Raw genomic sequence first — 19694 nt, forward strand, 5'->3', positions numbered from 1 at the left:
ACTTACTTGCCGCCGACGACAGGAGGTGATCGGGGATCTGCGTCATCATCATCATCATGACGTTCAGCTTCCGATACGTGGTGTAGGCATTTATGAGAATGCCAGCGCCATAAGGGTTGCCAGCAATTACCCATGCTTCATCAATCACAAAGACAGTGGGTATCTTGGTGGCGCAGCGGCGTTCGATCTGGCGCATGACGTAGCTGATCCATGCCAGCCGCACCAACTCGTCATCCAGAACCTCGGAAATGTCGAAAACAAGATGACGGGCGCCAGCAGCAAACGGATCTGAGCCACCCTCGCCAAACATCCAGGACAAGCGGCCTTCGCCAGCCCATTCACTTGCACGCTTGTACAGGTTCTTGTCATCGTCAAAGGCTCTGAACCGTTCCACCAATGAATCGAAGTTCTGAAGCGCAGGCGGCAAAGTGGCATTCGCTTGGCAAGCCCGCGTGATTTCATCCTTTTGATCGGTGGTCAGTGGTTCGTCATAGCTCAACAGGGCAATGACCCAATTGGCGAGCCAGCTTTGCCCAGCCTCATCCGTCTCGGTCTGAAACGGGTTCATGCCGGTTGGTTCACCAACTCGGACGCGGGTGTACTGTGCGCCGAGCGCACGCATGGGGGCCTCCATCGCCCGGTCTTTGTCAAAAGCGATGATCCGCGCGCCCTGTGCAACCGCCGTTGTCGCCAGCAGCATCGCGGTCACAGTTTTACCCGATCCGTTCGGCCCCAGAACGATTGTGTGGCCGGAGGGCAGGTTTTCAGCGTCTTTGCTGGTCTTGGGAAGGTGCAGCGAAACATCGTAGCTGTCCCCGTGCGTTGTCGGCAAAGTCGCCAATGGCCCCGGCCAGGGCAGCTTTTCCGCATCCAACCCTTTAGGGCGCATGTGGAACGCAACCATGTCCGCAAAGTTCTGGTCCGTGATCAGTTCTTCACGAGGACGGAATGCGAAGTTGCCGGGGTGCTGCGCGAAGTACACCGACCGCGCCGACATCGCTTCGCGTTTGACCGTGCCGCCCGAAATCTGGATTTCACCGATGATGTGTTTTTCGGCGGTTTTCAGATCTTCCTCGTTCCCAAACACACAGATCGACAGGTGGTGCTTGCCGAGTGACATGGTGCCGGAGGCAATGCCGTCCGCCAGAATGGACAAATCTTCTTCAAGCGACTTCGCTTTGTCGCCTGCCGAGCGCATTTGTCCCGACTTGCGGCGTTCCATTTCCTGCGCCTGGGCGCGGCTGATCGGCAGGAAGGATTGCGAAATCACAACATCAACCGGCAGGTCCAGCCCGTCGAAAATGCCGGGGAACGAAGCCATCGGGTAATTCTTCAGGGAATAGACACGGATGGAGCGTTCCTGATCGTCGCCCGTGACCAGTTTGCCGGTCTTGCCCTGAAACAGCACATCCTCTTGCGGCATGTTGAAGGCGATGGGTTCTGCAATGTTCGTGTGAATGATCGGCTGATACCGACCGTTCAACAGCATTCCATAATAGCCGAGCCAACGCCCCTCGCTGAGCTTCAGCCGGCGCACCCGGCTTTCGCCCAGCGTGCCCGCCAGTGTTGTGAAAACACCGTCGAGCTGTTCGATCATTTCGCGGCGTTCCTCGTCTATCGTTCCAGACGACATGCCGAACATCTGTTTTGCCCGCTCATCCTGCCGCTTTTGCAGAATGGCGCTGATGATGATCTTGCGTTCTTTCAGCTCTGCATCGACGGAAGCTGAGCGCATGGCCTGTGCCACTGCACCGGCAAAGCCGGTTGGATCTGTGATGACATGACCCGTCTCAGCCGGGACGGTCAGTCGATGAACGTAGAATGCCACCTCATTGGGTGTTGTGCGCAACACACGCTCAAACCGTTCGGCCAGGAACTCGAACTCGTTTTCGTCCAGCGTGTTTGCATTGATTCCGGTGATTTCTGCAGCGGCGATAAGGCCACCGTTGCGTGTGGAAATAACCTCATCGTCCACGACATAGCCATAAGGCAACATCTGAAAGAGGCTCATTTCATCCTTGCGCCAGCTCGGCTCGATCAACGAGCGGGCAAGGGTCCACAAATCCTGTGCAGCAGGCTTAGGCACTATAGTAATCTCCCCCATGATGCTGGCGGTTTTTGGTGCGCGGAGTTTTGGAAAGGGTTACGGACAGGACGCGGAAGAAAGCCGGTTCCCATTCGTAAAAGAGGCGAAGCCCGGTGTAGAAAACAAAACCCGCAATGATTGCTGGCGCTATCCCGAACATGAAGAACGAAAGCATGGTCATCCCGAGGATCACCAGCAGATAGATCACGGGTAGGCCGCCCCATTCTGCGGGGCGGCTCAGGCCGCGAAAGACCGTATTGCGGCGCGGCATCAATCAGCCTCCGATGAATGTATCAGCGAGGCCGATAACAGCGCCGACGACGATAGCGATTACCGGGCCTTTCAACGAACCCCAGCCGAACACATAGGCGAGACAGCCCCAGATGAAGCCGACAGCGGCAAGGCTGACGCCAACGACCTTCGAGTCGGCCAGTGTTTCGTTGATGAAATCGCCAATGGCATCTTGCAGCCAGCCAGCGGAGGCGGGCGCTGCGGTGATGATGAACGCAGTGATCGCGAAAAACGCCATCTGCTGGTAGAAGTGGGTTCTTTTCATAGGTCTTTACTCACTTTGCTTAGGATGATCCGCACGTAGTTGCGGGTTTCGGTGAAGGGGGGGACGCCGCCGTATTCGACGACGCGGTGAGGCCCGGCGTTGTAGGCGGCAAGCGCCAGCTTCCAGGTTCCGAACTCGCGGTACTGCGCCGCCAAATAGCGGGCACCACCGTCGAGATTTTCTGCAGGGTTCTTTGGGTTCACGCCCAGGTCTTTCGCCGTTCCGGGCATGAGCTGTGCGAAGCCATAGGCACCCTTGGGCGACAGAGCATCAGCGCGATACCGGCTTTCCTGCCAGACCAGTGCCATGAACAACTCGGCCGGAATGTCGTGCCGTTTTGCCGCTGCATGGATTTCTTTGACGATCCGCTCTTGCGACCAGCCGCCCGAGGATCTGCGAGGCCGCGGTGCTTTGCCCGCAATCTCGATCTTTGCCTGCGGTTTGGGGGTTGGTGCTTCCGGCTTTTCATTAAGCGTGTATTCACGCATCCGGATTGGACGAACGACGCCATCAACGATTTCTGCGCGAATGCCGTTTAGATACACGCTTCCATCAGGTTCGTATTCAATGACCTGGGCACAGACATCCGTTCCGAAAGTCGCCGTCAAGAACGCCAACAACGGCCAAACGGCGTTGATCCGACATCTGTTATCGGTGAAGCTTTTGATGGAGCTGGTCACTAATTTGTCCTCCAAATTAGGTCAGTAGTTTTTACATAATTACTATTATGGGGTCGACTTCAGGTCATCTGAGCGGTGGGGAATCGGGTGCTGGGACACAGCACTGAACCTTCAGTGGCGCCGCAAAAGACCAATGTCTGGTTCGGATCTCTTAGTCAGATGTTTTGGCTGGAACGTTCGGATGTCCCGCGCGCCTCAATCGTCAGACAGCGCTAAGGGATCGGAGGTGCAGACGCGTTGTCTAGGTTTGCACCCATTGACTCTGTCGCGGTGCTGCCCAATCTAGGACCGGCATCTCGGACTACTGTTTTTACCATAGTACAGTTCTCTCTTGATGTTGGAGGAATGCCCGGATGGATTAAGGGCGTTTCTTGTCCTGTCGATTGTTGGCGCAATCGGCAGGACTGCTTATTGCTTAGTCGTTTCTCTCTGCTGTCATAAATCGTTGTTTTATCCTTTCTTTCAGCCGCACCAGGACTGGCGCTTGCCACCCGAGTACGGGCGCGCCAGACCTTCAGAAATCAGGATGGCCCCGACGTTCTGTCCAGACACGCGCCCAAGCGCCAAGAAGCGATCGTGGACGTCAAAGTGCAGCTCAATCTCAAGTTCAATTACGCCCGCGAAGTTGATGAGCTCCGTCAGCCGGTCCTTGGCTCGTAGACCCAAAGCTCTCTCAGCATCGCACTGAGCCCGGAATGTCTCAGGCGTATCAAACCCAATAAGCCGGTATCGGTCGTCACCATGGTCGATCGTGTCACCGTCAACGGCAATCACCTCGGATGCGCCGAGAGTCTTTGTTTTCCTAGCTGGTTCAATCCAAACTGCAGCAATGAACAAGGACGCGAGTGCAGCGCTGAGAAACAAGAGCCGTTTCATGCGCCCTGCCCCAGCATTTTGATGAGCCGGGTTCTCGAACGTGACCGATCAGGTTTTGGATTTCGCGTCCAGGGCCTGAGCTGCTTCGAGACCCTCTGGGGTAATCGACTCGATCGTATAGTCTGATTTGACGCAGAGAATGCGCCCATCACCAAATTCCTGATGATGCTTGAAGAGGCCCGGCCAAAGATCGAACTCTCTGGGCTCAGCGCCCGCTCGAGAGATCTTCGACTTGCACAAGGCCCCGACATAGTTCGGCGAGCTGTAAATGCAGTGGTACTTAGGTCGTCCAAGGGAAGCGAGTCCGATAAATTCGTAGCGGCATGTAAAGGGAACCTGATCCTCTTTCAGGCCCCGGACCATCTCGATGGTTACCACAGTGTATTGTCTCTTGTTGTCCGCCATGACGACCCCCTATGGGCCGTCTTCTACATCCAAAAGTTGTGGACTAAAACACAATCTACGTCAATATAAGAAAACCCGCCAATATACGATATTGGATTGTCAGAAATATATTGGCCGGATATTGCTTAGGCGATTCGCAAGCAGGAGAGACCATCTTGAAACACTCAAAATCCGGAAATCGAACTCGCGCGAAGGCCCTTGCAGTTGCACTCGCTGCACTGCCAGCCACGCAGGCTCGTGCCTATCCAATTGACTGTGCCATATTCCTTTGCCTCGCCGGGGGTTGGCCAAGTTCGGCTGATTGCGTCGCAGCCAAGGCGGAGTTCATTCGGCGCATCACACCCTACCCGGTCGAACCGCCGCTTCAACTCTGGCGCTGTCCGATGAATACGTCACACAGCCCCTCGGACTTGGGTCCTATGGAACGGTTGGAAGCCATCAAGCGCACCAGTGCTAGCCCAGTTCCAGAGCTTCCATCGGATGACACCGCTAAGCCAATACTGGTAGACGCAGCGATCTCGATAGGAAGGATCGATGCACATCACGGCCAATACGGTGACGGTTTCCAAGCCACCCCGATCAGCGTCGATCTTTCTTCTTCCGATTTCGACGTTGTGAGATCCATCAGGGTTTGGGATGTGCGCCACTACAGCTATCGCCGTCGTTCAAGGGAGGGAGATTGCGAGCGTTCGCTTGATCTTGTGGTTGGCACCTACGACGATAATACGAATTTTCGCTGGTCCGAGCGCGCTCCTGCCCCAATCCCTTACTGGCTGCCACTGGGCAATCGCTGTGAACCTCCCAGCTACTTCCGCGGCGTTGGCGTCGAGTGGACCGACACATTCGGGTTCAGCGACTACGAACTCATCCGATATTGAGGTGCTGACCTGCGGTACAACGCGTTGCTCCTGGCTATGCCACCAAAAATCGCCAGCTGCATTTTTAAACCAGGCCGATTGGCCCGGAGGAAAAACTTAATCCCAGAAACAAAAACCCCCGCAAGGCGGGGCCTCAGCGGGGATCTTCTTAAGTCACGTTTGATCACCTGATTTATAGGAAACTCCAAAATTACTGACAAGGACAAACGCATCTGTGCGAACGGTTTTTCTGTGTCTTTTTGCTGAGGTTCGAGCCGCCTTGCTTCCCCAATGAGAAGCAGACCATGAGACCGTTGAACCATTCCGAACACCCTGCCCCGCGAAGCCGCGATATCAACACTGACCTTTGCCAAATGAGGCCAAATCCATGAGCTTTCGGCAGATCGCATCCGCCCATCACCACGATAATATTCGCTTTCACAACGGCCTTCCTGAGGGCTGGAACCGTGACAGGTTACGTCAGCTCTGCGTGGGATATGCGCAGATCAGAGGCGCATCAGCCCAGTGTATTCGCACCTTAGAGATCATCATCGATATGATTACGCCATGTGCTTTTCGAGACCCGTCTCAGGAACCCTTTTGCTACGCGCGCCAGGAAACCCTCATTGCCGGGCGAGGCGTGACAGATCGGACAATCCACAATCACGAACGTGAGCTGGAAAGGATTGGTCTGATCGAACGCAGGCTTGGCGCAAATGGCGCGCGCTGTAAGCGCAAGAAGCTTGGACTCTTCCTGACCCCTGCCCTGAACCTCATTCCCGAGATGCGCGACGCGGACGTGCGCAGCAAGGCCGAGAAGAAAGAACAGGACGAGCTGCGCGGGGATCGATCACGGCTTTACCGATATGTGAAACATAGTCTGGCCGTGCTTCTCTTACTCCCCTGCCCTCCTGAAAGTCTGGAAGGCATGAAGGAGGAACTTCGATCCTGGCCGCGCGCCGACAAGTTGAAATACATGACGCTGGAGGCGCTCAAGCTACATGTTCAGGCGGCTTACGACCTTTGGAGCCGGATCGAAGAGCATGTCGCAAAACCCGGTGAAATTTCGGGTGAACCCGAAGCTTGTTTCGGGTGCCATATACAAGACCAAATTGAAGAAACAATTCTGTCCTGTAACGCCGATGGCGAGAGTTCAATGTCCTCGGCAAAAGCCTCGGAACCAGATTGTTCCGGCTCCGGGCCTGACGGCCCTCCGCATTGCTTAGAAAGCAATCATCCGACAGATACGGCATCGCGCAAGGCCCAAAAACTACCGCGGGTGAATAACCGCATCCTATATGAACTGGCCTCACCCGAGCTGCGCATGCATATCGATATCGCGGGTGGCGGAGATCAGAATTCCAGCCCGTCGCTCTACGCGATTGAGACCGGCGTTTGGTCGCGATTGTCGGAGATCGGCGCCAATGCCTCGGCTTGGCGTACGGCGATTGACCGATTGACCGTGATGGGTGCAATCCTGGCCGGGTTGATCACAGACGCGAGGCTGAGCGATCCACGGTTGCCGCCAGTGGTTAATCCGGGCGGATATCTGCGCGGTATGGTGCACGCAGATGAGCGCGGTGAACTGAACCTGATTTCCAGTTTCATGGGGCTTTTGGCGCGTAGAGCCCGAGAGGAGGAAGACGGGCTTCCGCAAGATCACTGCAGCGGGTTTTAGCCGTGCCGGGTTATGAGCCGCCAGCTTCTCCAATTCATGTGTCTCATCGGCAGGTTTTCGCTCCGTTTCCGCCTCCAGAACAGAACTGTATTCAAATGCATGATTGGCTACGGGAATTCCCGAGTGGTTTGTTCAGCTTTAGGTTGCTAAGCGGCCTCGACGGCAACGCGGAACAGAAAGACGATCTATGAAAATCGCGGACATTGGCAATTCTGAACTGGATTTCAGGCAGACCGGGGAGGCGCGCCTTCAGGAAATTTGTTCGAGGTTCGGACTGGAGAATGCGTCCTACGCCCATATCGACAAGCATCACAACGTTGTCCACGGCTGCACCACGTTCCCGGCCGAATGGGTCAGGCACTACGTCGACAACGACATGGTCCTGGTCGATCCCCTCATCCGGTTTGGCGCCGCAATGATCGCACCAATTGATTGGGCTGTGTTTGATGATCAGCGTGAACACGCACCGCTATTCGATGCAGCGAGAAAATTTGGTGTGGGTCAGCACGGACTATCCATTCCGGTTATCAATCCGTTTGGGGAGCGTGGTGTCTTTACGGTTACCTCCAACCTGCGCCGATCCGACTGGGACGCCTTGGTCGGGAGTATGCTCCCTGCCCTTCGCCACGAAGCGCAGGTCCTGCATCTACTCGCGCTCGATGTGATTGATACAGTTTTCAACTTTCCTACGGATGCGTTGTCCGATCAGGAGATGGATGTTCTGAAGATGCTCGCATCAGGATTGATCCCATCCGTAGTTGCTGGCCAGACGGGGCTCTCCTCCAGGATGGTGCATGCTTTGACGTCTTCGATCGTCACAAAACTCAAGTGCCGGACAACGGAACAAGCAGTGGCGAGAGCTGTCAGCACAGGTATTCTTAAATGGACCGATTTCTTTGCCGACCCGGTCGCCGAACTTGCGGATGTTGAAGGACAGACCCTTTGCGGCGGGATCGTGCGTTGGTCTGGAAGATCACACGAGTTGATCACCTTTGAAGATGGTCGAACGGTGCGGAACTTGGATAGCTTTCAGGCGGTTCAGGTCCAGGAAATTGCCAAAGACTTCAATCTGGATGCTGAAAGGATCCTCGAAGAACTTGGACCCAACCGGGATCAATGCGTGTGGATCAGGCATCTCTGAGTTCGGCCCACGTGCACCGCTTGATTTGCAAAATTGTGAGCAGGGGCAAGTTTCACATAATTTCACTTATGCTTCCGCAATCTGTAGCCGCAAAGCTCAAATGTCACCCATGAGCAATTCAGGAATGTCACTCTCGCCTGCGATGAGGACAGGCAGAGAGTTCGGGCATGGGGTGGGTAATGATGAGCGAGCCGGATTTGAGCCGCATTGTAGTCTTTCCGCAAACTGAGTTGGCCAGATTCGATCCTTTCCGGGCGTTGCAATTAGGTGTCGTTTATTTTTTCTTTGGCGATAGGCTCGTTGAGCAACGCCGTTAGCAGGGGGCATGAGGCCGTACCCTCGGTGCAGGTCTGCACAAGTTCTGCCAGTGCTTGCTCCAACCGTTGGAGGGCGGCGATTTTTGACCTGACGTTGTCGAGATGTCTTGTTGCGACGTCTTCGACGTCACGACAAGCTTGCTCGGGCGCTTTGGACAATTCGCGAAGTGCGCATGCACCCTGAATGGTAAAGCCAAGATCGCGGCAGCGTTTGATGAATCTGAGCTCGGAGATTTCCCGTTCCGTGTATGCGCGGCGTCCCGAGGCGGTTCGACCGGCTTTCTCGACTATGCCTTCCCGTTCGTAGTAGCGGATCGTCTCGACCGACAGACCGGTCAATCTCGCCGCTTCGCCAATCGCAATCATGTGATGACCTTTCCCTTGAACCTGTAGCTACTACAGGGTGCATGTTGTCGGTCATGATGTCGAATTTCACATACCGCGCGAAGCAAAAATCGAGGAAGTCGAACCGGCTTCCGCTCGAGTTCGTCAAAGCCGGAGAAAGCTGACCATGAGCAAGTTTGTTGGCGCAAGCTTTCTTGGATCGTTTACCGCACTTGGCGTTGCGACCTGCTGCATCTTGCCGATGGCCTTGATTTTGCTTGGCTTGGGAGGGAGCTGGCTGGCCGTATTCGGCAAGATCGCCGCCGCGAGTTATTACGTGCTCGGCGGTTCGACGGCCCTGCTGTTTCTCTCTGGCATCGTCGCGTATCGCCGTGGTTCGCTCGACCGCTTCAAATGGTGGCTGACAGGCAGTTTTGCGTTGACGGCCATCGCTTGGGTTATCGTGCTCAACGAAATCCGAATAAATGATTTCCTGATAACCTTGATGTGACGCCATGAGTGAAAAGCACCCGAACCTTGTCAGCACGATCATCTGCCCGGAATGTGGACATTCAAGGCCTGAAACGATGCCAACAGACGCGTGCCAGTGGTTCTACGAATGCACATCTTGCGGAAAAGTCCTGAAGCCACTTCCCGGCGATTGCTGCGTCTACTGTTCCTACGGATCGGCCCCATGCCCGCCAATTCAGGCGGGCGACAAATGCTGCGGTTGATACGGCGACCGGGATGTCGGTTTTGTCCGCAAAGCCGGTCATCAGGCTTTGCGGACGCAGGTATTTTTTCACCGTAGGCTGGAACTTGCCCGGTAGGACAAGGCAGGCGTGAAGTCACGGATCAACTGGTTTGCCGTGAAGAATGTCACGTAAACCAGGCAGCAGAAGCGAGCGCCGTGTTTGTCAGGATCTTGCCAGCGCCATCGGGAAATTATGCGGCCGGGTAGCTGGCGAACACCTCTGTGGTTCCATCCTTGCGGATCAGAAAGACGTCGAAGGCTTCGCGTTCACTTTCCGGCCCCATGCCCGGTGAGCCGAAAGGCATTCCCGGAACCGACAGTCCGACAGCATTCGGGCGTTCGCCCAGCAGGCGCCGAATGTCAGCGGATGGGACGTGTCCTTCGATCATGTAGCCCTCCACGCGACCCGTGTGGCATGACATCATGCCCTCCGGAATCCCATTGGCGGTTTTGTAAGCGTTCAAGGCCTCCCAAGCACTGTTTTCCACGCCTACTTCAAAACCTTCCGCCCGCATGATTTTGATCCACGATCCGCAGCACCCACAATTCGGATCCTTCAGGACATGGATTGAGGGACCGGTTTTCGCGAAGGCGGGAAGCGCCGCGCTGCACGCAATTGCCGCGGCTCCTTGCATCAAGCGGCGGCGGCTCAGGTTATTCATTGTCATGTTCCCTCTTGGGTAAACTTGTCTTAAACCGATATAAAATCGCACCGGTAGGATAAAAGCTGGACCGCATTTACAGGGCCGACTTGTCCGTCACCCTCCGACACTCATCAGATATGGCTTTCTGGGCGACGCAGGGATTTCTCACAATGATCTGGCGCAAACTCTGCTCGGAAGCGGAACCCTCGCTCTCCTTTTTTCGCTGCACCTGCCGTTCTGGGTCCTGCTTGGCAATAACCCGGTTCGCAAGCAACGCCGCTACCCTCCGTTCAAGGCCGGAATTGCGCCTATTTCTCACTGCTGCGTTCTATGGCGCCCACGATCGAACAGTTCTGAATTCCACCACGCCCCGGACACGCCGCGATCAGCTCGTCCAGATTGTTCCTCAACCGTGCAAGCCCTTCGATCCGTTCCTGAATTTCGTCCCGCTTTTTGCGCGCTCTGGCCTGCATCGCGACGCACTCGGTATTTGGTGCCGTGCGCAACTCCAAAATTTCCGCGATTTCTGCCAGCGAAAATCCGAGCTTCTTAGCGCCGGATATGAATTTCAGCCGCCAAAGCGTGTCACCACCATAGTCCCGCGCGCCGCCGTCAATTGGGCGCGGCGGCTGAGTGACAAGGCCCTTCTTTTCATAAAATCTGATCGTCTCGACGCCTATCCCGGTCTCGCGCGCGGCCTGGCCGATCTTGAGTGGTTGCATCGCGGTCTCCCTCCGTCACCGTCATCTTGACACCGTATCATGATACGGAGGTTAAAACATTGAGGTCTTGGTAGTTGCGAGGATGTCAAATGCGGACCTTCCTGAAACGGTGGCTGCTGCCGATATTCGGCTCCGCCCTGGCGCTCTATCTGGTGTTTGCGCTCTACGGCAGCCTCGATTTTGCGCTGTTTCTGCAGGGCCTGCGCGGAGCCAACATGTTCTGGATCGCGATTCTTGCCGCCACCATCCTGCTGGAGCAGCTGATGAGCGGCTGGAAGTGGCGGCAGATCCTGTTCGACGTGAAACCCGTCGGCACCCTGCGGCTGACGGGGGCGCTACTGGCAGGTTATGGCGCAAATGTCCTTGTCCCGCTCGGCATCAGCCCGCTGGTCCGGGCCTGGCTGGTTGCCCGGCTCGACCGCTTGAAGATGGCGACCGTGCTTGCAACCGCGATCATCGCCCGGTTCCTCGACGGCGTCGTTTTCGCCCTTTTTGCCGGAGCGGTGGCCGCCGCCGGCCAGATTCCACAGATCGAGGGTGACCTGCGGCTGGGATTGAGCGTTGCGGGCCTGTTGAACCTGATGCTTTTCGGCAGCCTGCTTTGGGTTCTGTTCCGGTTCCGCGCGTCACTTCTGAGCGAGGACCCTCTGGTCTGCCGACTCTTCGACTGGGCTGCCGCCCGCATCGGGGCCGATGGCGCGTATCTGCGCACCGCGCTCGGTGAAGGGATCGTCTGGCCACAGGCACGGGCCCGCCGCGTCGCCGCCATTGCCGCAGCCATTGCGGGTAAGCTGGTGGCGACAACCCATTTCCTGTGGGCCGGGCTGGCGGTTGGCGTGGTGCTGAGCGCGTGGGATTACCTGTTCCTGATGGTGTTTGCCGGGTTCGCCATGGTTCTGGGTCGTTTCGTGCGCATCCCGGCGAGCTTTGTCTTTGGGGCGGGGTTCGCGCTCAAGGTGCTTGGCGTTCCGGACGAAACCGCCCTTCTGATGATCCTGTTCAACTATGTGCTGACGATCCTTCTGGTGGTCGGGATCGGCCTGACGGTGTTGTGGCAGAGCGGCATCGACATCCGCCGCGCCCGGGCGGAGGCAGAGGCGGCGAATGGCAAGGCGTAATCCCGAAGACACGAGATTTTGGCGCATCGCCGGTGCTGGTGCGGTGTTTCAGGGCGGGTCGGCGGCGGTGGACAGCGCGACGGTGGTGGCCAGTCTGGTGCATATGCTGACCGGTAGCGCGCTGGCCGTGGGCTATGCCAGCACGGTCCTGCGTCTTGGTTGGCTGCTGCCCCAGTTCGCGGTGGGCTACCTCGCCGAGCGCACCGATCGGCGGATGCCGTTCTACGCCCTTGGTGCCTATGGGCGGGCGATCACGGTCGCGATGATCGGTATTCTTCTGTGGTGGGGGGCCGACTGGCCTCAGGTCGATTGGCCTCCGGTTCCGCTGGCGCTCGGGATGCTGGGATTGTGGACGGTCTATGCCTTTGTCAGCGGCGTGGTCGCGGTGCCCTACAACGACATCGTCGGCCGGGCGATCCCGTCCGAGCGCCGCAGCCGGATGTTGGCCTGGCGCTTTTTCGGCGGCGGTGTTCTGGCGGTTCTGGTGGCGGGCTTTCTGCGACACGCGCTCGACGTGATGCCGCCGCTCAGGGCCTATGCGCTGATCTTCTGGCTCGGCGCGGTGCTGATGATCGTCTCTGCGACGCTTTTTGTCTCCGCGGGTGAGCCCGCTACCGCTGCAAGGGCGCCACGGGACCGTCCTGCCAATCTGTCTGGATTTCTGCGCGAAGGTTTCTCGACGCTGCGGCAGGACCACCGGTTCCGGCTGTTCCTGATCTTCCAATGGCTTGGTGCAGCGACGCTGATGGCGTTGCCGTTCTATGTCGTTGCCGCCAGCCGCAGCGGCCTCGGGGCGGCGGATGTCGGAACGCTGTTGGCGGCGCAGACTGTCGGCGCGCTGGCCTCGAATCCGCTCTGGGGCCACATCGGAGACCAGGCGGGCAAATTGCGCCTGCTGGGGATAGTGGCACTGGTGCGTCTCGGACCTCCGGTGCTGGTTTTGCTGCTTGTGGTCACGGGTTCGGGGCTGACCGGTTTCGCGGTGCTGTTCTTCCTGATCGGCGCGATGATGAACGGGGTGACCATCGGCTATCTCGGCTATTTGCTGGAGATCTCGCCCGACGACCGCCGCCCGGCCTATTCCGCGTGGTTCAACAGCTTTGCGGCCCCGGCGGCGCTGGCGCCGCTTGTGGGCGGTGTGGTGGTCAGCATGATCGCCATCGAAGCCGTGTTCATCGCTGCGATCCTGGCCGCGCTGGGACAGGTCGCGATCGCCGCGCGGCTGACACGGGGTTGAAATAGCACCTTGTTCAGGACCAAAGCGTTTCCTCTCAACCCGCAATTCAGATGCGATCCTGTCAAAAGGCAAGATGGCATGTCTAAACATGGGCGAAGCAGAAAACGTTGAGCGCAGCGATTAGAATTGTTCCGTTCAGAACATGACGGCGAGGTCTCTTCTCGAAAACTCCAGAAAGCGGGGTACATGTCGAATTCCGCCACATAGCATCGCGGCGCTGATCGAGGGATATTCGAGGACTGACAAACGAACTTGGTGAGGCACGCGCCTCTGAACAAAGTTCACCGCGCCGTCACCCAATTTTGACCCGTGTGTCGGTGACGAACTCGTAAGGGGGCAGATCGAGGTTGCGGGGCGCGGGGCCTTTCCGAATTCTGCCAGACGTGTCGTAATGTGAACCGTGACACGGACAGAACCAACCGTCCCAGTCTCCGGTGGGTTCGCTGCCGCCCTGCCCGAGTGGTATGCATCCCAGATGGGTGCAAACGCCAATAACTACCAGCCATTCCGGTCGCTGTACGCGCTCGGCGTCAGGTTGCGGGTCGATCATTGGTGCATCGTCTTCTGCTATCGCCAGCGCGATCCGCTCTTTAGTCCGGTGGTCGATAAAGATCGGCTTGCCTTTCCATTTAACAGTGATCCTCGTTCCTGGTCCGACACCTTCAAGATCTATGTCGACAACGGCTTGGGCGGAGATGTCTGCACTGGGGTTCATGCTGTTAACAAGTGGCCAGACCGCCGCGCCCGTGGCCACGATGGCGGCACCGCCGGTGACGAAGTATAAGAAATCGCGCCGAGTTTCAGGCTCTGAAGGTGCCTGTCTTTCAGAAAATTCAGACATATTGTTCCTCCTGTGCGTCAGGACGGGTTCATCGAATGATAGGACTCGGACGAGGTGGATCAGTCGCCTTGGTCCTCTTCTTCACCGCGATGCCCCATTCCCTATTCATCAGAGTGATCTTCGTCGGTGTCACCGTGCAATGCCTTTACAGTTAGTGCACCGGCCGTCAGGTGCAGTTCAGTTGCTGCTCTCCGAATTGGATTTGCTAACATGGCAATTTCCCTTCCTTATTGGGTTACAAATTTGTTCTGATCAGTTGGCCGTTGCTGCTCCTTGTTGCGCAGTGTTCTTGCCGCAAAGCCGCCAGCCATACAGGGCGCCGTTCTCAGTGTTTGCCGTGGCCGCGATGCATTAAGAAATGCATGCCCACGCAGACCAGCAAGAACAGCAACGGAGAACTGAGCAAAGGATAGAGTGTCTCGCGGTATTCCCAGCCCAGAACAGCGGCGCCCAACGCGATCGCAATGACAACCGGGAGCCAATTACGCTTGGCACCGTTGGCCGTCTGATCTTCGGTTTTGGGCGCTTCGGCCGTTACGTCAGAGCTGACCCTTTCGGTCGTCTCCTGTGTGGCGCGGGTTTCGTCGAAATTTGATTGGGTCATAGCTGATTTGTCTCCTTTTCGATGATCCATTGTTTGAGAAAGATGCGCTCATAGACGAAGACCAAGCCGATGCCAGCAACGGCATATACTACGATCATCGGGTCGGAGCGCAGCTTGAGTATTGTGAACGCGGTCAGGACTACGCAGTCCAGCGCCAGGGCGGTCAGCAAGACCCATCCACGGGCTTTGATCTGACCGCGCAAGCGTCGCCAGACACCCCAATGCACCGCCATGTCCATCACCAGGTAAAAGAACGCCCCCAACGAGGCGATGCGAGACAGGTCGAACAACACCGCAAGCAGGCCCGCAATCACGACCGTGTAGATCAGCGTGTGAGACTGGATGCTGCCCGTCATGCCGAAATGGCTGTGCGGGATCATCTTCATGTCGGTCAGCATCGCCAGCATCCGGGACACAGCGAAAACGCTGGCGATCAGCCCCGAGGCCGTCGCCACCATCGCCAGCGCCACGGTCAGATAGAACCCGCCCTGCCCCAGCACCGGCCTGGCAGCCTCGGCCAGGGCATAGTCCTGCGCCGCGCGGATTTGCTCGGGCGGCAGGCTGACACCGACGGCAAGGGCGACCAGCAGGTAGACCACCGCGCAGATCGCGATCGAGATCATGATGGTGCGCCCGACATTGCGGTGCGGGTCGACGATCTCGGCCCCGCTGTTGGTGATGGTGGTAAAGCCCTTGAAGGCGAGGATCGACAGGGCTACCGAGGCGACGAACCCCAGCGGCGCGGCCGGTTCCGAGCCCTGAACCTGCCAGGTTCCGCCCGCAGCCCAAAGTGCGGCGATGCCGAATATTGCGATCCCGCCTATCTTGAGCGCCGACATGATGATCGACCACAACCCCACCGACCGGTTGCCCGACCGGTTCACCGCATAGGCAAAGACGATCAGCGCAACAGCGACCAAAGACACCAGCGGTCCGCTCTCGATGTTGAACGGGCGGAGCGCATAGGTCGCGAAAGTACGCGCGACGAGGCTTTCGTTGATCACCATCGACAGTGCCATCAGCAGCGAGGCCGCCGCCGCAACCGCCCCGGGCCCATATGCCTTGGTCAGGATCATGGCGATGCCGCCTGATGAGGGCCAGGCGTTGGACATGGCGATATAGGTATAGGCGCTGAAAACCGTCACCACGGCCCCGACCACGAAGGACAGCGGAAACCATGGCCCCGCCAGCCCGGCGATCTGTCCGGTAAGTGCAAAGATCCCAGCGCCAATCATCACGCCGGTCCCCATGGCGACGGCTCCGGTCAGCGAGATTGATCCGGGCTTCAGCGCGCCACTGGCGCCGTGGGTACTATGCTCGTGCGTGCTCAAATCTTCGCCCCCCGCAATCGCAGCGCATTCAACACCACTGAAATCGATGAAGCACTCATAGCGAAGGCCGCAAACATCGGGCTGATCAGGATGCCGAAAAGCGGGAACAGAAGACCCGCCGCCACCGGAACGCCCGAGGCGTTGTAGATCAGGGCAAAGAATAGGTTTTGCCGGATATTGCGCATGGTAGCGCGGGCCAGCCTACGGGCGCGCACGATGCCATCAAGGCTTCCGTTGACCAGCGTGAAGCCTGCACTTTCGATCGCCACGTCGGCACCGGTCCCCATGGCGATGCCCACATCGGACTGCGCTAACGCGGGTGCGTCGTTCACTCCGTCACCCGCCATGGCGACCTTTGCGCCTTTCTCCTGCAGTTCGCGAATTATGCGGGCCTTGTCCTCGGGCAGTACGTCGGCTCGAATCTCATCGATACCCAGACGTTCGGCCACCGCCTTTGCAGTGCGTTCGTTGTCGCCAGTCGCCATGATGATCCGGAAACCCAGTTCGTGCAGCGCCTTGAGTGCGGCTGGTGTTGTTTCCTTGACCGGGTCGGCGACGCAGACCAACCCCGCCACTGAACCATCAAGCATCACGAACATCACCGTTTCGCCGTCATCCCGACGCGCATTGGCCTTGGCCGTCAGTTCGGCCGCCTCGAGTCCGAGATCGGTGACCAGTTTCAGATTGCCGAGCGCGACGGGGCGGCCATCCACCGTGCCTTTCACGCCTTTACCAGTCACCGCCTCGAAGTCACTGGCGTCGGACAGGGCTACGCCACGTTCCTCGGCTCCTGTGACGATTGCCTCAGCTAACGGGTGCTCCGAGCCCTTCTCCAGCGTTGCGGCCAGCCGCAGCACCTCGACCTCGTCATGGCCAGGTTCGGGTAATACAGCCACAAGCTTTGGCTTGCCCATGGTCAGCGTGCCAGTTTTGTCGACGATCAAAGTATCGATCTTCTCGAACCGCTCCAGCGCTTCGGCATTTTTGATCAGCACTCCGGCCTGCGCCCCGCGCCCCGTGGCCGTCATGATCGACATCGGAGTGGCCAGGCCAAGCGCGCACGGGCAAGCTATGATCAGTACCGACACCGCTGCGATCAAGGCGTAGGAGAGCGCCGGAGCCGGTCCCCAAATTGCCCATGCAATAAAGGCCAGCGCAGCTATACTTATGACCGCCGGTACAAACCAGCCCGCCACTTTGTCAGCGTATTTCTGAATTGGTGCGCGCGAGCGTTGCGCGTTGGCCACCATTTCGACAATCTGGGACAGCATTGTGTCAGAGCCCACTCGGGTTGCTTCGATCACAAGGCTACCGGTGCCGTTGATTGTGGCCCCTGTGACCGGCTCGCCTTGTACCTTTTCGACCGGAACCGGTTCGCCAGAGATCATGCTTTCGTCAACAGATGAGCGCCCTTCGAGTACAATGCCGTCTACTGGCACCTTGTCGCCGGGGCGTACGCGAAGGCGGTCACCTACCTGTACTTCTTCAAGCGGAATTTCCTCTTCACTGCTGTCAGGGCGGATAATGCGGGCGGTCTTTGCGGCCATGTCCAGCAAAGCGCGGATTGCCTTTCCTGTGCCTTCGCGTGCCCGCAGTTCCATCACCTGCCCGAGCAGAACAAGTGTAACGATAACTGCGGCCGCTTCGAAATAGACCCCAACATGGCCTTCTGAATCTCGAAAACCGTCCGGAAATATGTGGGGCATCAATACGGCGACAACGCTGAACAGCCACGCGGCCGAAACCCCCATGGCAATCAACGAGAACATGTTCAGGTTCATGGTGCGAAACGAATTCCACCCTCGTTCCAGAAATGGCCAACCGCACCAAAGAACAACCGGAGTGCCAAGTATCAGTTCAATCCATAGGGTTGTTCGCTCACCAAAAATCTCTCGCACACCAGACAGCCCAACGTAGGGGCCCATCGTGAAAACCAAAAGTGGAAGCGTCAGAATCGCACCTACCCATAGGCGCCGGGTGAAATCCACCAGTTCCGGGTTCGGCCCCTCGTCCACCATCGCCGCGCTTTCCAGCTCCAACCCCATGCCGCAGAGTGGACAGGACCCGGGATGGGTTTGCCGCACCTGCGGATGCATCGGGCAGGTATATACGGGTCCGTCATAGCCTGTCGGAACGATGTCATATTCACCGTTCTCGTCCGTCGCGCCATGATGCGCGGAATGGTGGTGATGCGCATGCGCATCCACCTCGCCCTCGGGCACAAGGTGCATCCCGCATTTGGGACAGTCGCCGGGCCCAGATTGACGCACGTCAGAATGCATGGGGCAGACGTAAGCGACCTCGGTCGGGCCGTTCGCGTGGATTCTGATGTCGTGGTCTTCTGTCATGTTCTGCTCCCTGGTTTAAGCTTTGGTCGTAGAGCCGTTTAATTACGCAATGCCGGGCACAGTCCTTCAGGGCAGAACAACCATCTGGTGGCCCTCACCCAGTATCGGCATTTCGGTAATAGCCGTCAGGCTGACTTGATCGACGATCCAGACCTTCGGTTCGGTTCGGCTTGATACCATCACTTTGCCTGAGTTCGGTATGGTCGTCAGGTGATAAGGTGCCGGTGACAGGTTGGTCGAGCGCTGTTTGCCCGTAGCAAGATCAATCGACAACAACCGGTCGGTGCCTTTGGCGGCCACGAACAGTACGCCCTCGCGGTCGGACAGGCCGATCCCGTGCAACTCGCCTCCAATGTCATAGGTTTCGGTGACAGAACCGCTGGCAAGATCTACGCGGAAGGCCTTGCCACCATCACTGTCGGCTACGAAGGCGGCGCTGCCGGTGGCGTTAAGTACAAGATGCTCAGGGCCTTCGCCGACGGGCATGTTGCGTACGACGAAGCCTTTGACGACATCCACTTCGCTAAGTGTACCATTGCCGGTATTGGTGACATAGACCCTGTCGCCGTCAGGCGCGAATACCGCATAGTTGGGCATTGGCCCGGTTGCTACGAAACCAAGGAAGCTGAGCTTATCGAGATCGACGATCGAAATACCGTCACCGCCCGGATGGGTCGCCACCGCGAACCGCCCGTCGGGCGACACCGCAGTGTGATGCACCGCACCTGGAACCTCGATCTGGCGGACGACCTCGCGTGTTTCCGCATCAAGGATCGTCAGCAGGCTCCGCCCCTTGTCTTTGGGCAACGCAGTGACATCGCGCTTGGCGTGGTGCGCAGCGTGTTCATCCTTGGACATACCTTCGGGTTTTGGTGGCGTTGTGGCCTCGGTTTCTGCGTAGCTGCCCGCGACCAGGTACTTAAAGCCGGGCGCGCCGGCCAGCCCATGGACCGCCACGAGCCTCGGCAGCCGCTCGACGGTCTTGCCGGTTTCGGAGTCGATCACCAGAACCGAGTCCGCGCTGCCTTCGGGAATGAACACGGTTGCCGCCAGCGTGAGCGAAGGCGCAGTCAAAGCTGCGACGGACAGGCCTGCGGCCAGATTGAACAGGGTCATTTAGGTTTCCTTTCGTCAACTGAAACGCGCGCATTGGCGGGCACGTGCAGAAAAATCCG

The 19694-nt window shown here is 57.9% G+C and carries 21 protein-coding genes; 7 read left to right on the forward strand and 14 right to left on the reverse strand.

Annotated features, from left to right (window positions below):
* The 6 genes from GOV79_RS19420 to GOV79_RS19445 form a co-directional block, all read right to left on the reverse strand.
* A partial coding sequence (locus tag GOV79_RS19420; RefSeq protein ID WP_170791382.1) for a VirB4 family type IV secretion/conjugal transfer ATPase occupies positions 1-2086 on the reverse strand: 2086 nt, incomplete at its 3' end.
* Complete coding sequence (locus GOV79_RS19425) at positions 2079-2357, reverse strand: VirB3 family type IV secretion system protein (RefSeq protein ID WP_152460684.1); 279 nt, start codon at positions 2355-2357, stop codon at positions 2079-2081. The genes GOV79_RS19425 and GOV79_RS19420, both read right to left, overlap by 8 nt.
* A gap of 3 nt (positions 2358-2360) precedes the next feature.
* Complete coding sequence (locus GOV79_RS19430) at positions 2361-2642, reverse strand: HAD family hydrolase (RefSeq protein WP_152460685.1); 282 nt, start codon at positions 2640-2642, stop codon at positions 2361-2363.
* Positions 2639-3322, reverse strand: coding sequence for a lytic transglycosylase domain-containing protein (locus tag GOV79_RS19435; protein WP_331252774.1), 684 nt, complete (start codon positions 3320-3322; stop codon positions 2639-2641). Before GOV79_RS19435 ends, GOV79_RS19430 begins: the two co-directional genes overlap by 4 nt.
* Before the next feature lie 462 nt (positions 3323-3784).
* On the reverse strand, positions 3785-4198 hold the full coding sequence (locus GOV79_RS19440) for a thermonuclease family protein (protein WP_170417964.1): 414 nt from the start codon (positions 4196-4198) through the stop codon (positions 3785-3787).
* Positions 4199-4246: 48 nt separating this feature from the next.
* Positions 4247-4603 (reverse strand): hypothetical protein, encoded by a 357-nt coding sequence (locus tag GOV79_RS19445; RefSeq protein WP_142638830.1) that lies wholly within the window; start codon positions 4601-4603, stop codon positions 4247-4249.
* A 419-nt stretch (positions 4604-5022) separates the two neighbouring features.
* Here GOV79_RS19445 and GOV79_RS19450 point away from each other — a divergent pair, with 419 nt between their 5' ends.
* From GOV79_RS19450 to GOV79_RS19460, 3 genes are all read left to right on the forward strand, one after another.
* Positions 5023-5481, forward strand: coding sequence for a hypothetical protein (locus GOV79_RS19450; protein WP_170624892.1), 459 nt, complete (start codon positions 5023-5025; stop codon positions 5479-5481).
* Positions 5482-5848: 367 nt separating this feature from the next.
* Complete coding sequence (locus GOV79_RS19455) at positions 5849-7138, forward strand: helix-turn-helix domain-containing protein (protein ID WP_170417959.1); 1290 nt, start codon at positions 5849-5851, stop codon at positions 7136-7138.
* A 187-nt stretch (positions 7139-7325) separates the two neighbouring features.
* Positions 7326-8279: a LuxR family transcriptional regulator gene (locus GOV79_RS19460; RefSeq protein WP_170417956.1), complete on the forward strand. Its 954-nt coding sequence runs from the start codon at positions 7326-7328 to the stop codon at positions 8277-8279.
* 263 nt (positions 8280-8542) lie between these two features.
* On the opposite strand, the gene GOV79_RS19465 is transcribed toward GOV79_RS19460, so the two are convergent.
* Entirely contained in the window at positions 8543-8962 is a 420-nt protein-coding gene (locus GOV79_RS19465; RefSeq protein WP_170417953.1) for a MerR family transcriptional regulator, read from the reverse strand.
* A 145-nt stretch (positions 8963-9107) separates the two neighbouring features.
* On the opposite strand from GOV79_RS19465, the gene GOV79_RS19470 reads away from it, so the two are divergent.
* Complete coding sequence (locus GOV79_RS19470) at positions 9108-9431, forward strand: hypothetical protein (protein ID WP_170418031.1); 324 nt, start codon at positions 9108-9110, stop codon at positions 9429-9431.
* 4 nt (positions 9432-9435) lie between these two features.
* Entirely contained in the window at positions 9436-9654 is a 219-nt protein-coding gene (locus GOV79_RS22410) for a GDCCVxC domain-containing (seleno)protein (RefSeq protein ID WP_237215937.1), read from the forward strand.
* A 211-nt stretch (positions 9655-9865) separates the two neighbouring features.
* Here the strand turns inward: GOV79_RS22410 and GOV79_RS19475 are convergent, their stop codons facing one another.
* A complete protein-coding gene (locus GOV79_RS19475) occupies positions 9866-10342 on the reverse strand; it encodes a DUF411 domain-containing protein (RefSeq protein WP_170417950.1) in 477 nt (158 codons plus the stop codon).
* 284 nt (positions 10343-10626) lie between these two features.
* Complete coding sequence (locus GOV79_RS19480) at positions 10627-11040, reverse strand: heavy metal-responsive transcriptional regulator (RefSeq protein ID WP_170417943.1); 414 nt, start codon at positions 11038-11040, stop codon at positions 10627-10629.
* Between the two features lie 89 nt (positions 11041-11129).
* On the opposite strand from GOV79_RS19480, the gene GOV79_RS19485 reads away from it, so the two are divergent.
* Positions 11130-12158 carry a lysylphosphatidylglycerol synthase domain-containing protein gene (locus GOV79_RS19485; protein ID WP_170417940.1) on the forward strand — a complete coding sequence of 343 codons (1029 nt, stop codon included), beginning with the start codon at positions 11130-11132 and terminating at the stop codon, positions 12156-12158.
* On the forward strand, positions 12145-13395 hold the full coding sequence (locus tag GOV79_RS19490; protein ID WP_170417937.1) for an MFS transporter: 1251 nt from the start codon (positions 12145-12147) through the stop codon (positions 13393-13395). Before GOV79_RS19485 ends, GOV79_RS19490 begins: the two co-directional genes overlap by 14 nt.
* 292 nt (positions 13396-13687) lie before the next feature.
* On the opposite strand, the gene petA is transcribed toward GOV79_RS19490, so the two are convergent.
* The 5 genes from petA to GOV79_RS19515 form a co-directional block, all read right to left on the reverse strand.
* Positions 13688-14236, reverse strand: coding sequence for a ubiquinol-cytochrome c reductase iron-sulfur subunit (gene petA / locus GOV79_RS19495; RefSeq protein WP_050605700.1), 549 nt, complete (start codon positions 14234-14236; stop codon positions 13688-13690).
* A 325-nt stretch (positions 14237-14561) separates the two neighbouring features.
* Positions 14562-14840: a DUF2933 domain-containing protein gene (locus GOV79_RS19500; RefSeq protein WP_170417934.1), complete on the reverse strand. Its 279-nt coding sequence runs from the start codon at positions 14838-14840 to the stop codon at positions 14562-14564.
* Positions 14837-16171: an APC family permease gene (locus GOV79_RS19505; RefSeq protein WP_255612171.1), complete on the reverse strand. Its 1335-nt coding sequence runs from the start codon at positions 16169-16171 to the stop codon at positions 14837-14839. The genes GOV79_RS19500 and GOV79_RS19505 overlap by 4 nt, the downstream gene beginning before the upstream one ends.
* Entirely contained in the window at positions 16168-18453 is a 2286-nt protein-coding gene (locus GOV79_RS19510) for a copper-transporting P-type ATPase (RefSeq protein WP_170418025.1), read from the reverse strand. The genes GOV79_RS19505 and GOV79_RS19510 overlap by 4 nt, the downstream gene beginning before the upstream one ends.
* 132 nt (positions 18454-18585) lie before the next feature.
* Positions 18586-19635, reverse strand: a complete 1050-nt coding sequence (locus GOV79_RS19515) for a YncE family protein (protein ID WP_170417931.1) — start codon at positions 19633-19635, stop codon at positions 18586-18588.
* Positions 19636-19694 lie beyond the last annotated feature (59 nt).

It is taken from the genome of Ruegeria lacuscaerulensis (assembly GCF_013034745.1).
In the GTDB taxonomy this organism is placed as follows: Bacteria; Pseudomonadota; Alphaproteobacteria; order Rhodobacterales; family Rhodobacteraceae; genus Ruegeria; species Ruegeria lacuscaerulensis_B.

What these genes read in the sequence shown, in the direction of transcription:
- GOV79_RS19510 (WP_170418025.1), bottom strand. Translation starts at nt 18,453, where the DNA reads ATGCATTCTGACGTGCGTCAATCTGGGCCCGGCGACTGTCCCAAATGC.
- GOV79_RS19455 (WP_170417959.1), top strand. Translation starts at nt 5,849, where the DNA reads ATGAGCTTTCGGCAGATCGCATCCGCCCATCACCACGATAATATTCGC.
- GOV79_RS19490 (WP_170417937.1), top strand. Translation starts at nt 12,145, where the DNA reads ATGGCAAGGCGTAATCCCGAAGACACGAGATTTTGGCGCATCGCCGGT.
- GOV79_RS19465 (WP_170417953.1), bottom strand. Translation starts at nt 8,962, where the DNA reads ATGATTGCGATTGGCGAAGCGGCGAGATTGACCGGTCTGTCGGTCGAG.
- GOV79_RS19485 (WP_170417940.1), top strand. Translation starts at nt 11,130, where the DNA reads ATGCGGACCTTCCTGAAACGGTGGCTGCTGCCGATATTCGGCTCCGCC.
- GOV79_RS19475 (WP_170417950.1), bottom strand. Translation starts at nt 10,342, where the DNA reads ATGACAATGAATAACCTGAGCCGCCGCCGCTTGATGCAAGGAGCCGCG.
- GOV79_RS19440 (WP_170417964.1), bottom strand. Translation starts at nt 4,198, where the DNA reads ATGAAACGGCTCTTGTTTCTCAGCGCTGCACTCGCGTCCTTGTTCATT.
- GOV79_RS19515 (WP_170417931.1), bottom strand. Translation starts at nt 19,635, where the DNA reads ATGACCCTGTTCAATCTGGCCGCAGGCCTGTCCGTCGCAGCTTTGACT.
- GOV79_RS19425 (WP_152460684.1), bottom strand. Translation starts at nt 2,357, where the DNA reads ATGCCGCGCCGCAATACGGTCTTTCGCGGCCTGAGCCGCCCCGCAGAA.
- GOV79_RS19470 (WP_170418031.1), top strand. Translation starts at nt 9,108, where the DNA reads ATGAGCAAGTTTGTTGGCGCAAGCTTTCTTGGATCGTTTACCGCACTT.
- GOV79_RS19460 (WP_170417956.1), top strand. Translation starts at nt 7,326, where the DNA reads ATGAAAATCGCGGACATTGGCAATTCTGAACTGGATTTCAGGCAGACC.
- GOV79_RS19500 (WP_170417934.1), bottom strand. Translation starts at nt 14,840, where the DNA reads ATGACCCAATCAAATTTCGACGAAACCCGCGCCACACAGGAGACGACC.
- petA (WP_050605700.1), bottom strand. Translation starts at nt 14,236, where the DNA reads ATGTCTGAATTTTCTGAAAGACAGGCACCTTCAGAGCCTGAAACTCGG.
- GOV79_RS19430 (WP_152460685.1), bottom strand. Translation starts at nt 2,642, where the DNA reads ATGAAAAGAACCCACTTCTACCAGCAGATGGCGTTTTTCGCGATCACT.
- GOV79_RS19445 (WP_142638830.1), bottom strand. Translation starts at nt 4,603, where the DNA reads ATGGCGGACAACAAGAGACAATACACTGTGGTAACCATCGAGATGGTC.
- GOV79_RS19450 (WP_170624892.1), top strand. Translation starts at nt 5,023, where the DNA reads ATGGAACGGTTGGAAGCCATCAAGCGCACCAGTGCTAGCCCAGTTCCA.
- GOV79_RS22410 (WP_237215937.1), top strand. Translation starts at nt 9,436, where the DNA reads ATGAGTGAAAAGCACCCGAACCTTGTCAGCACGATCATCTGCCCGGAA.
- GOV79_RS19480 (WP_170417943.1), bottom strand. Translation starts at nt 11,040, where the DNA reads ATGCAACCACTCAAGATCGGCCAGGCCGCGCGCGAGACCGGGATAGGC.